Origin of the sequence: Streptomyces sp. Z26 (genome assembly GCF_003665095.1) — a bacterium.
Lineage (GTDB): Bacteria > Actinomycetota > Actinomycetes > Streptomycetales > Streptomycetaceae > Streptomyces > Streptomyces phytohabitans.
Window position 1 is genome coordinate 3,777,339 of sequence record NZ_RCHV01000002.1, and the last position, 11,506, is coordinate 3,788,844.

The following is an 11,506-nucleotide window of genomic DNA, read 5'->3' on the forward strand; positions in this document are numbered from 1 at the left end:
CGGCGGTGGATGCGAACGTCGAGGAGATCGTCGAGGCCCTGCGCGGCTCGCTGGTCGAGAACGAGCGGCTGCGCAAGGACAACGAGAGCCTGCGCGCCGGTGCCAGCGCGGCGGCCGAGCCCATCGCGATCATCGGTATGGCCTGCCGTTTCCCCGGCGGCGTCGCCTCACCCGAGGACCTGTGGGAGCTGGTCGCGGAGGGCCGCGACGCCATCGGCCCGTTCCCCGCGGACCGCGGCTGGGACCTGAGCGCGGTCTACGACCCGGAGCCCGGCAAGCCCGGCAAGAGCTACGTCCGGCACGGCGGGTTCCTGTACGAGGCCGGGGAGTTCGACCCCGAGTTCTTCGGCATCAGCCCCCGCGAGGCCCTGTCCATGGACCCGCAGCAGCGGCTGCTGCTGGAGGTCAGCTGGGAGGCCATGGAGCGCGCCGGGGTCGACCCGGCGTCGCTGCGGGGCACCCGTACGGGCGTGTTCGCCGGTGCGATGTACCACGACTACGGCATCACCAGCAGTGACGGCAGCCTCGTCTCCGGCCGCGTCGCGTACACCCTGGGCCTGGAGGGCCCGGCGATCACCGTCGACACGGCCTGCTCGTCGTCGCTCGTCGCCATGCAGTGGGCCGCTCAGGCCCTGCGTACGGGGGAGTGCACCCTCGCGCTGGCGGGTGGCGTCAGCGTCATGGCGACCCCCGAGACGTTCATCGAGTTCAGCGAGCAGCGCGGCCTGTCGCCCGACGGCCGCTGCCGCGCGTACTCCTCCGGCGCCGACGGCACCGGCTGGGGCGAGGGCTCCGGCATGCTGCTGCTGGAGACGCTCTCCGAGGCGAAGCGGAACGGGCACCCCGTGCTCGCCGTCGTCAAGGGCATGGCGGTCAACCAGGACGGGGCGTCGAACGGCTTCACCGCGCCCAACGGCCCCTCGCAGCGCCGCGTCATCAAGCAGGCGCTCGCCTCGGCCGGGCTGAAGGCCGCCGACGTGGACCTCATGGAGGGCCACGGCACCGCCACCTCCCTCGGTGACCCGATCGAGGCGCAGGCGCTGCTCGCGACGTACGGGCAGAAGCGCGAGCGGCCGCTGTGGCTCGGCTCGATCAAGTCGAACATCGGGCACGCGCAGGCCGCCGCCGGTGTCGCCGGTGTCATCAAGATGGTCGAGGCGATCCGCCGCGGCACCCTGCCGAAGACCCTGCACGCCGAGGAGCCGTCGCAGCAGGTCGACTGGGAGGCGGGCGACGTACGCCTCCTCACCGAGGCCCGCGACTGGCCCGAGACCGACGGCCCGCGCCGGGCCGCCGTCTCGTCGTTCGGCGTCAGCGGCACCAACGCGCACGTGATCATCGAGCAGGCCGAGGCGGCGGACGACGCCGACGTGCCCGCCGCCCGCCCGGCCACCGGCACGCCCGTACCGCTGCCGCTGTCCGCCCGCTCCGAGGCCGCGCTCCGCGCGCAGGCCCGGCAGTTCGCGGACCTGCTGCGCGCGGACACCGCGCCCGACCCGGTCGACACGGCGTACTCCCTCGCCACCGGCCGCGCCGCGCTGCCCCGCCGCGCCGTCGTCGCGGGCCGCGACCGGGCCGCGCTCGTCGCGGAGCTGACCGCGTTCGCCGACGACCCGAACCCGGTCGGCGGCACCGCCCGCGGCACCGGCCTGACCGCGTTCCTGTTCACCGGGCAGGGGAGTCAGCGTCTCGGCATGGGCCGTGGGCTGTACGAGGCGTATCCGGTGTTCGCCCGCGCCCTCGACGAGGTGTGCGCGGAGTTGGACCCGAAGGTCCGTGAGGTGATGTGGGGTGATGAGGAGGGGCTGAATCGTACGGAGTGCACGCAGCCGGCGATCTTCGCGGTGGAGGTGGCGCTGTATCGGCTGTGGGAGTCGTGGGGTGTCACGCCGGACTTCGTGGCGGGTCATTCCATCGGTGAGGTCGCCGCCGCGCACGTGGCGGGGGTGTTCTCCCTCGCGGACGCCGCGAAGCTGATCACCGCGCGTGGTCGTCTGATGGGCGCGCTGCCGGCGGGTGGCGCCATGGTCGCGGTCGAGGCGGCGGAGGACGAGGTCCTGCCGCTGCTGACCGACGGCGTGGCGGTCGCCGCCGTGAACGGCCCGCGTGCGGTGGTGCTCTCGGGTGAGGAGGCGGCCGTCGCGGCTGCCGTGGCGAAGCTCGAAGGGCGTCGTACCAACCGGTTGAAGGTGTCGCACGCGTTCCACTCGCCGTTGATGGACCCGATGTTGGAGGACTTCCGCAAGGTCGCGGAGGGCGTCACGTACGCCGAGCCCGCCGTCCCCGTCGTCACCGAGGGCGGCGCGGTCACCGACCCGGGGTACTGGGTGCGGCACGTACGGGAGGCCGTGCGTTTCGCGGACGTCGTACGCCGTCTGGAGTCCGAGGGCGTCACCCGTTACCTGGAGTTGGGTCCCGACGCGGTCCTCACCGCCATGGCCCGGCACAGCCTCACCCGTACCGCCGAGACCGCCGCGCTCGTCGCCTCCCAGCACCGCAAGCGGGAGGAGACGGAGGCGCTGACCGCCGCCCTCGGGCAGGCGTACGGCGCGGGCCTGGAGCTGGACTGGAACGGCGTCCTCGCCGAGTTCGGCGCCGAGCCCCGGCGCGTGGACCTGCCGACGTACCCGTTCCAGCGGCAGCGCTACTGGATGGACAAGGGCCGTTCCGGCGGCGACGTGTCCTCCGCCGGACTCGACCGGCCCGACCACCCGCTGCTCGGCGCGATGGTCCGGCTGCCCGGCACCGACGGCGCCGTCTTCACCGGCCGCCTCTCCACCGGCGCCCACCCGTGGCTGGCCGACCACACCGTGCTCGGCACGGTGCTGCTGCCGGGTACGGCGTACGTGGAGCTGGCCGTACGGGCGGGCGACGAGGTCGGCTGCTCCCGCATCGAGGAACTGACGCTCAGCGCGCCCCTGTTGCTGGCCGAGGACAGCGGCGTGCACGTCCAGGTCGCCGTCGACGCGCCGGACGCGGAGGGCCGCCGCGCGGTCGCCGTGTACTCCCGCGCGGACGACGCGCCGCTGGACCACGAGTGGGTGCAGCACGCGCAGGGCACCCTCGCGCCCGACGCGGGCACCCCGGCCGCCGAACTGGTGGCCTGGCCGCCGCGCGACGCCGAGGAACTGACCGTCGACGGGCTCTACGACCGGCTGGAGTACGGGCCCGCGTTCCAGGGCCTGCGCGCCGCCTGGCGCCGGGGCGACGAGCTGTCCGCGGAGATCGCCCTCCCCGAGGGCGTCGACGCCGGGCGCTTCGGCCTCCACCCGGCGCTGCTCGACTCGGCGCTGCACGCGCTCGACCTGACGGACGGCGACGCGAACGCGCTGCCCTTCTCCTGGTCGGACGTCACCCTGCACGCGGAGGGCGCCACCGCCGCCCGCGTACGCTTCCACCTCCGCGCCGAGGGCACCGTCTCCCTCGAACTGGCCGACGCTTCCGGGCAGCCCGTCGCCACCGTCGGCTCGCTGACGCTGCGCGCGGTCTCCGCCGACAGCCTCGCGCTGGCCTCCGCCCGCGTCGGTGACTCCCTCTTCCGCGTGGACTGGGTGCCCGCGTCCGAGGGCGCCGCCGCGAGCGCCGCCCCGGTGGACGGCACCGTGACCGTCCACACCTGCCCGGCGCCGACCGGCGACCCGCTGGCCGACGTCCGCGCCGCCACCACCGGCGTACTGGAGGCCGCGCAGGCCGCCGTACGCGACGACGCCACGCTCGTCGTCGTCACCCGCGGCGCGACCGACGGCACCGACCCGGCGCACGCCGCCGTGTGGGGCCTCGTACGGGCGGCGGAGAGCGAGAACCCCGGCCGCTTCGTCCTCGTCGACGCCGACGTGCCCGTCGAGGCGGACGCCGTCCTCGCGTACGGCGAGCCCGAGTTGCTCGTACGGGACGGCGGGACGCGCGTCTCCCGCTTCGCCCCGGTGCCGCCCGGCGAGGCCGCGCCCGTCTGGGACCCGGCACGCCCCGTGCTGATCACCGGCGGTACGGGCGCCCTCGGCGCCGTCGTCGCCCGCCACCTGGTCACCCGGCACGGCGTGACCCGCCTGCTGCTCACCAGCCGCCGTGGCCCGGACGCCCCGGGCACGGCCGAGCTGGTGGCCGAACTCACCGACCTGGGCGGCGACATCGAGGTCGCCGCCTGCGACGCGGCCGACCGCGACGCGCTCGCCGCGCTCCTCGACGGCCGGGAACTCGGCGGCGTCGTGCACGCGGCGGGCGTCCTCGACGACGGCGTCATACCGTCGCTCACGCCCGCGCGCGTCGACCACGTGCTGCGCCCGAAGGCGGACGCCGCCTGGCACCTGCACGAGCTGACGCGTGACATGGACCTGAGCGCGTTCGTGCTGTTCTCGTCGGTCGCCGCCGTCCTCGGCGCGCCCGGCCAGGGCAACTACGCCGCCGCCAACGCCTGGTTGGACGCCCTCGCGCGGCAGCGCCACGCGAGCGGCCTGCCCGCGCTCTCCCTGGCCTGGGGCCCGTGGGCGGGCGACGGCATGGCCGACGGCCTCGACCAGGGCGGCCTCGGCACCCTCGCGCCGGAGGAGGGCCTCGCCCTCCTCGACGCCGCCGCGTCCGCCGGACTGCCCGCGCTGGCACCCGTACGGCTCGACCCGGCGGCACTCAGCACGGCCCCGGCGATCCTGCGGAACCTGGTGCGCGGTCGCTCCCGCCGCGTCCTCGACGGCAGCTCCGCGCCGACGACGGACGCCCTGCGGCAGCGCCTCGCCGGGCTCACCGACGACGAGCGCCTGGAGGAGCTGCTGGCGCTCGTACGGGCCCAGGCCGCCGCCGTGCTGCGGCACGCCGGGGCCGACGCCGTCGACCCCGAACTGGCCTTCCGCGACCTCGGGTTCGACTCGCTGACCGCGATCGAGCTGCGCAACGTGCTGGGCACCAGCACCGGCCTGCGGCTGCCCGCCACGCTCGTCTTCGACTACCCGACGCCGTACGACCTCGCCCGCCACCTGCGCGCGGAGCTGTCCGGCGTCGTGGAGCAGGTCACGGCGGCGCGCACGGTGGCGTCGGCGGACGACGACCCGATCGCGATCGTCTCCATGGCCTGCCGCTACCCCGGCGGCGTCGCGTCCCCCGAGGACCTGTGGCGCCTCGTCGAGCAGGGCGTGGACGCGGTCAGCGGCTTCCCCGAGGACCGTGGCTGGGACATCGACGGGCTGTACGACCCGGAGCCGGGCGTACCCGGCAAGACGTACGTCCGCGACGGCTCGTTCGTGCACGAGGCGGCCGACTTCGACGCCGAGTTCTTCGGCATCAGCCCGCGCGAGGCGCGCGACATGGACCCGCAGCAGCGGCAGCTGCTGGAGACGTCCTGGGAGGCGCTGGAGCGGGCCGGGATCGACCCGACGTCGCTGAAGGGCAGCGCGACCGGCGTCTACGCGGGCGTCATGTATTACGACTACGGCCCCGGTGGCAGCACCGGCAGCCTCATCTCCGGCCGCGTCTCGTACACCCTGGGCCTGGAGGGCCCGGCCGTCACCATCGACACGGCGTGCTCGTCGTCGCTGGTCGGCCTGCACATGGCGGCGCAGGCACTGCGGTCCGGCGAGTGCTCGCTGGCGCTGGCGGGCGGCGTCACCGTCATGGGCTCGCCGCAGACCTTCGTCTACTTCAGCGAGCAGCGCGGCCTGTCGCGCGACGGCCGCTGCAAGTCGTTCTCGTCCGACACGGACGGCACCGGCTGGGGCGAGGGCACCGGTGTGCTCGTCGTCGAGCGGCTGTCGGACGCGCGGCGGAACGGGCACCCGGTGCTGGCGGTCGTACGGGGTACGGCCACCAACCAGGACGGCGCGTCCAACGGCATCACCGCCCCCAACGGTCCGTCCCAGCAGCGCGTCATCCGCCAGGCCCTCGCCAACGCGGGCCTGTCGACCACCGAGGTCGACGCGGTCGAGGCGCACGGTACGGGGACGACGCTGGGCGACCCGATCGAGGCGCAGGCGCTGCTCGCCACGTACGGCAAGGACCGCCCGGAGGGCGAGCCGTTGTGGCTGGGCTCGATCAAGTCGAACATGGGGCACACGCAGGCGGCGGCCGGTGTCGCGGGCATCATCAAGATGGTCGAGGCCATGCGCCACGGCACCCTGCCCCGGACGCTGCACGTGGACGAGCCGACCCCGCAGGTCGACTGGGAGGCCGGGGACGTACGGCTGCTGACGGAGGCCCGTGACTGGCCCGCCGTCGAGGGGCGTCCGCGACGCGCGGGTGTCTCGTCGTTCGGCATCTCCGGTACGAACGCGCACGTGATCGTGGAGGAGGCGCCCGCCGCCCCGGCCGAAGTGCCGGTGGAGCGGCGGGAGTTGCCCGCCGTGCCGCTCGTCGCCTCGGCGGGCACGGCGACGGCTCTCGACGCGCAGCTCGAAGGGCTCGCGGCTGTCGAGGAGGAAGCCCTCGACGTGGCGTTCTCGGCGGCGACGGGGCGTGCGGCGTTGGAGTTCCGTGCGGTGCGGGTGGGGGAGCGGACGGTGACCGGGCAGGTTGCCGGGGGCAAGGCGGCGTTCCTGTTCACGGGGCAGGGGAGTCAGCGGTTGGGTATGGGCCGGGAGTTGTACGAGACGTTCCCGGTGTTCGCTGCCGCGTTCGACGAGGCGTGTGGGGTGTTGGACCCGAAGGTCCGTGAGGTCGTGTGGGGTGATGAGGAGGCGCTGGGGCGTACGGAGTTCACGCAGCCCGCGATCTTCGCGCTTGAGGTGGCGCTGTTCCGGCTGGTCGAATCCTGGGGCGTACGGCCGGACTTCCTGGCGGGTCACTCCATCGGCGAGGTGGCCGCCGCGCATGTCGCGGGGGTGTTCTCGCTTGAGGACGCGGGTCGGTTGATATCGGCGCGCGGACGTCTGATGCAGGCACTCCCCGAGGGCGGCGCGATGCTCGCGCTCCAGGCCACCGAGGCCGAGGTCGCCCCGCACCTGGGTGACGAGGTGGGGTTGGCTGCCGTCAACGGGCCGTCGTCCGTGGTGGTTTCGGGTGGGGAGAAGGCCGTGGAGGCGGTCGCGGAGCGGTTCGCGGACCGTAAGCAGACGCGGTTGAAGGTCTCCCACGCGTTCCATTCGCCGTTGATGGACCCGATGTTGGAGGACTTCCGGAAGGTCGCGGAGACGGTCACGTTCAACGAGCCGACGATCCGTCTGACGAAGGATGTGGGTTCGGCCGACTTCTGGGTCCGGCACGTACGGGACGCGGTGCGCTTCGCGGACGACGTTCGGCACCTGGAGGCTGAAGGGGTCACGCGTTACCTGGAGTTGGGCCCGGATGCTGTCCTGGCCGCCATGGTCCGGCAGACCGCCGACGACGTGACGGCGGGTGCGGTGCTGCACCGTGAACGTCCGGAGACCGAGAGCCTGTTCGCGGGTCTCGGCGCGCTGTGGACGGCGGGTGTACGGGTCGACTGGAACGCCGTCTTCGACGGGACCGGCGCCCGCCGCGTCGACCTCCCCACGTACCCGTTCGAGCACAAGCGGTACTGGATCGCGCCCGTACGCGCCCAGGAGGCCGCCGGGCACCCGCTGCTCGGCACCAAGGTCGTGCTGCCCGACACCGGCGGCGCCGTCTTCACCGGTCACCTCTCCACCGACGCGCAGCCCTGGCTCGCGGACCACGACGTGCTCGGCACGCTCCTGCTGCCCGGCACCGGCCTGGTCGAACTCGCGCTCCAGGCCGCGTCGGAGCTGGACTGCGGCACCGTCGACGAACTGACCCTCGAAGCGCCGCTGACCGTGCCCGAGAAGGGCGGCGTCGCCGTCCGTACGGTCGTCGGCGGCGCCGACGGCACCGGCACCCGCACCGTCGAGGTCTACTCGTCGCAGGACTCCGACGACGAGGACACCTGGACCCGCAACGCCACCGGCACCGTCTCCCCGGCCGCCACGGACCCCGGCCCCGGCCTGGAGTCCTGGCCGCCGAGCGGCGCCGAGCCGCTGCCCGTCGAGGGCGCGTACGAGCGGCTGCTCGCGCGCGGCTACGACTACGGGCCGACGTTCCAGGGCCTCAAGGCCGCCTGGAAGCGCGGCGACGGCGAGGTGTTCGCGGAGGTCGCGCTGCCCGAGGGCGCCGACGCCGCCCGCTTCGGCGTGCACCCGGCCCTGTTCGACGCGGCCATGCACGCCGGGCTGATCGACGAGGGCGGCGAGCCGGGCGTACCGCACCTCCCGTTCTCCTGGAACGGCGTCTCCCTCCACCGCTCCGGCGCCTCCTCGCTCCGCGTCCGGCTGACGCACCCGGGCGAGGGCGACGGCGGGGGAGTGCTCGTCACCGACGAGACCGGCGCCCCCGTGCTGTCCGTCGAGACCCTGGTCGCCCGGCCCGTGTCGGTGGAGCAGCTGCGGGCGGGCGGCGGCGCGCACGAGTCGCTGTTCACCCTCGGCTGGACGAAGGCCGCCGCGCCCGCCGTGGCGGCGCCCGCCGCCGTGTACGAGGTGCCGCGCGCCGTCGGGGACACCCCGCAGGTCGTACGGGCCGTCGCGGACGAGGTGCTGGAACGCGTACAGGCGTGGCTCGCCGAGGACGGCGAGGAGGGCACGCTCGCGGTCGTCACGCGGCGCGCGGTCTCCGTCGCCGGTGAGGACGTCGACCTCAGCCAGGCACCCGTGTGGGGCCTGGTGCGGTCGGCCGCGGCGGAGAACCCCGGCCGGTTCACGCTGGTCGACCTCGACGGCGAGGGCCCCGTGCCGGAGCTGGTCGACGAGCCCGAACTCGCCGTACGCGACGGGGAACTCCTCGTCCCACGGCTCACCCGCGTCCCCGCCGCGGCGGTCGACGCGGAACGCACGCCCTGGCGGCCCGAGTCGACGGTGCTGATCACCGGCGGCACCAGCGGGCTGGGCGCGCTCGTCGCCCGGCACCTGGTCGCGGAGCACGGCGTGGAACGCCTCGTGCTCACCAGCCGCCGCGGCGCGGACGCGCCCGGCGCGGCCGAACTCCGCGCCGAACTGTCCGAACTCGGCGCCCGCGTCGCCGTCGAGGCGTGCGACGTGGCCGACCGCGACGCGGTCGCCCGCGTGCTGGCCGCCCACCCGGTCGACGCCGTGGTGCACGCGGCCGGTGTCGTCGACAACGGCCTCGTGCGCGGGCTCACGCCCGAGCGCATGGCGGCCGTGCTGCGGCCCAAGGTCGACGGCGCGTGGAACCTGCACGAGCTGACGGCCGACCGCGAGCTGTCCGCGTTCGTGCTGTTCTCCTCCGTCGGCGGGCTCGTCCTGGCCGCGGGCCAGGGCAACTACGCGGCGGCCAACGTGTTCCTCGACACCCTCGCCCAGCACCGCCACCACGCCGGACTGCCCGCGCACTCGCTGGCGTTCGGGCTGTGGGACTCCCGTACGGGCATCGGCGAGCTGGAGGAGGCCGACCTCGAACGCATCCGGGGCATGGGTCTCACCGTCCTCTCCGAGGCGGAGGGCCTGGGCCTCCTCGACGACTCGGTGCGCACGGCCGGACTCCCGGCCCTCGCCCCGTTCGGCGTGGACGCCGCCGCGCTCCGGGCCCGCCCGGCCGAGCGCGTCCCGCATCTGCTGCGGGGCCTCGTACGCGGCCAGCGCCGCGCCACCGCCGGTACGTCCACGGGCGCCGGCGACAACGGCGCCGAGCTGCGGCGCAACCTGGCGGCCCTGCCCGACGCGGCGGAACGCGCCGCGTTCCTGCTCCAGTTCGTACGGGAGCGGGTCGCGTCGGTGCTGGGGCACGACGGCGCGGACTCCGTACGGGCCGACCGGCAGTTCAAGGACCTCGGGTTCGACTCGCTCACCGCTGTGGAGCTGCGGAACGGGCTCCGCGCGGCGACCGGGCTGAAGCTCCCCGCCACCCTGGTGTTCGACCACCCGACGCCCGCCGCCATCAGCGACGAGCTGTTCGCGCTGCTGGGCGACCAGGACGGCGGGGCGGCAGCGGCCGTACCGCCGCTGGAGGCCGAGCTGAACCGGCTGGAGTCGCTGCTCAACTCGGCGACACCGGACGAGGAGACCTACGGTCGAGTGGTGGACCGGCTGCGTGCCCTGACGGCGGGCTGGACGGAGACCCACCGGCCCGACGACGGAGAGGACGCCGACGTGAACTCGCTGTCCGCGGACGAGCTGTTCAACGTCCTCGACGACGAACTGGACACGCGATCCGGCTGGTAGCAGGCACGGACCGCGCAACCCCGAACAGAGGAAGATCACTTCATGACCACCCAGTCACCCGCAGCGACGCACCAACAGGCCGACGAAGCACTGATACAGCTCCTGACCCCGCCGCACCCGAAGAACCCGTTTCCCCTGTACGAGACGATCCAGTCCGCGGGCAAGGTGCACGACAGCTCCGCGACGCTCGGCATCTGGGCGCTCTTCGGGTACGAGGAGATCAACCAGTTCCTGAAGCGACCCGATGTGCTCAGCGGCGCCCGCGCCGCCGCCCTCCGGAACGAGAACTGGGAGGACCACTTCGCTCTCCGTCTCCACTTGAAGACCATGCCGACGCTGAACCAGCCCGATCACGGCCGTATCCGCGGCCTGGTCACCAAGGTGTTCACGGCTCGGCGCATCAACGCGATGCAGCCCATGGTGGAGCGCGTGACCCGCCGGATGGTCGACGAGCTGGCCGCGGCCGCCGAGGGCGGCGAGGTCGTCGACCTGGTCGACGTGCTGGCCAACCCGTACCCCGTGGCCGTCATCAGCGAAGTGCTGGGCCTGCCCTACGAGGACGGCAAGTACCTGTGGGAGAAGGCCGACACCTGGTCCAAGATCTGGTCCGGGATCTACCCTGACGAGGTTCTGCAGCCGGCCAACGAGGCAGCGGAAGAGCTGTACGCGTACTTCCAGAAGATGTCCCAGGAGCGTCGGACCTCGCCGCGTGAGGACCTGGTGAGCAAGCTCGTCGCTGAGGCCGATGACGGCCGCATCGACGAGGACGAGCTGATGGGCATCATCATGCTGCTCTTCACCGCGGGCTTCGCCGCCACGACCAACGTCATCACCAGCGGCGTCCTGGCGCTCAAGGAGCACCCGGAGGAACTGGCCCGCTGGCGCGCGGACAAGAGCATCACGCCGCTGGCCGTCGAGGAGCTGCTGCGTCACACCATGCACAACACCGCAGCCAGCCGGGTCACCAGCAAGCCGACCGTCATCGCCGGTAAGGAGATCCCCGCGGGCGTGCACGTCTTGACGATGCTCGCCGCGGCGAACCGCGACCCGTTGCAGTTCCCGGACCCGCACCGATTGAACCTGACGCGTGACGACGGCCCGCACATGAGCCTCAGCGGCGGTTCGCATTTCTGCTTCGGTGGCAGCCTGGCCCGGGTCGAAATCGCGGAGCTGTTCCCGATGCTGATCGACACCTTCTCGACGATCGAGGTCGCCGGTGAGCCGGAGCTCCAGACGGTGATGGGGCTGACCTCGTACTCCAGCCTCCCTGTGCGACTGGGGCGCTGACCCCCGGGGGAAGAGCAAAAAGGAGTCCCTGCGCGACCTGGAGGTCGCGCAGGGACTCTTCCCTTGCGAGGCGGGGGTCCTCACTCGGGGCT

Annotated in this window: 2 protein-coding genes; both read left to right on the forward strand. The window is 73.7% G+C overall.

The features are described from left to right. Positions 1–5 precede the first annotated feature (5 nt). Complete coding sequence (locus D7M15_RS16885) at positions 6–10,127, forward strand: type I polyketide synthase (protein ID WP_165906279.1); 10,122 nt, start codon at positions 6–8, stop codon at positions 10,125–10,127. A 42-nt stretch (positions 10,128–10,169) separates the two neighbouring features. After that, positions 10,170–11,414 (forward strand): cytochrome P450, encoded by a 1,245-nt coding sequence (locus tag D7M15_RS16890; protein ID WP_121518282.1) that lies wholly within the window; start codon positions 10,170–10,172, stop codon positions 11,412–11,414. Positions 11,415–11,506 lie beyond the last annotated feature (92 nt).

Excerpts from the sequence above, each read along its gene's own strand:
- D7M15_RS16890 (WP_121518282.1), top strand. The coding sequence starts at position 10,170 with ATGACCACCCAGTCACCCGCAGCGACGCACCAACAGGCCGACGAAGCA.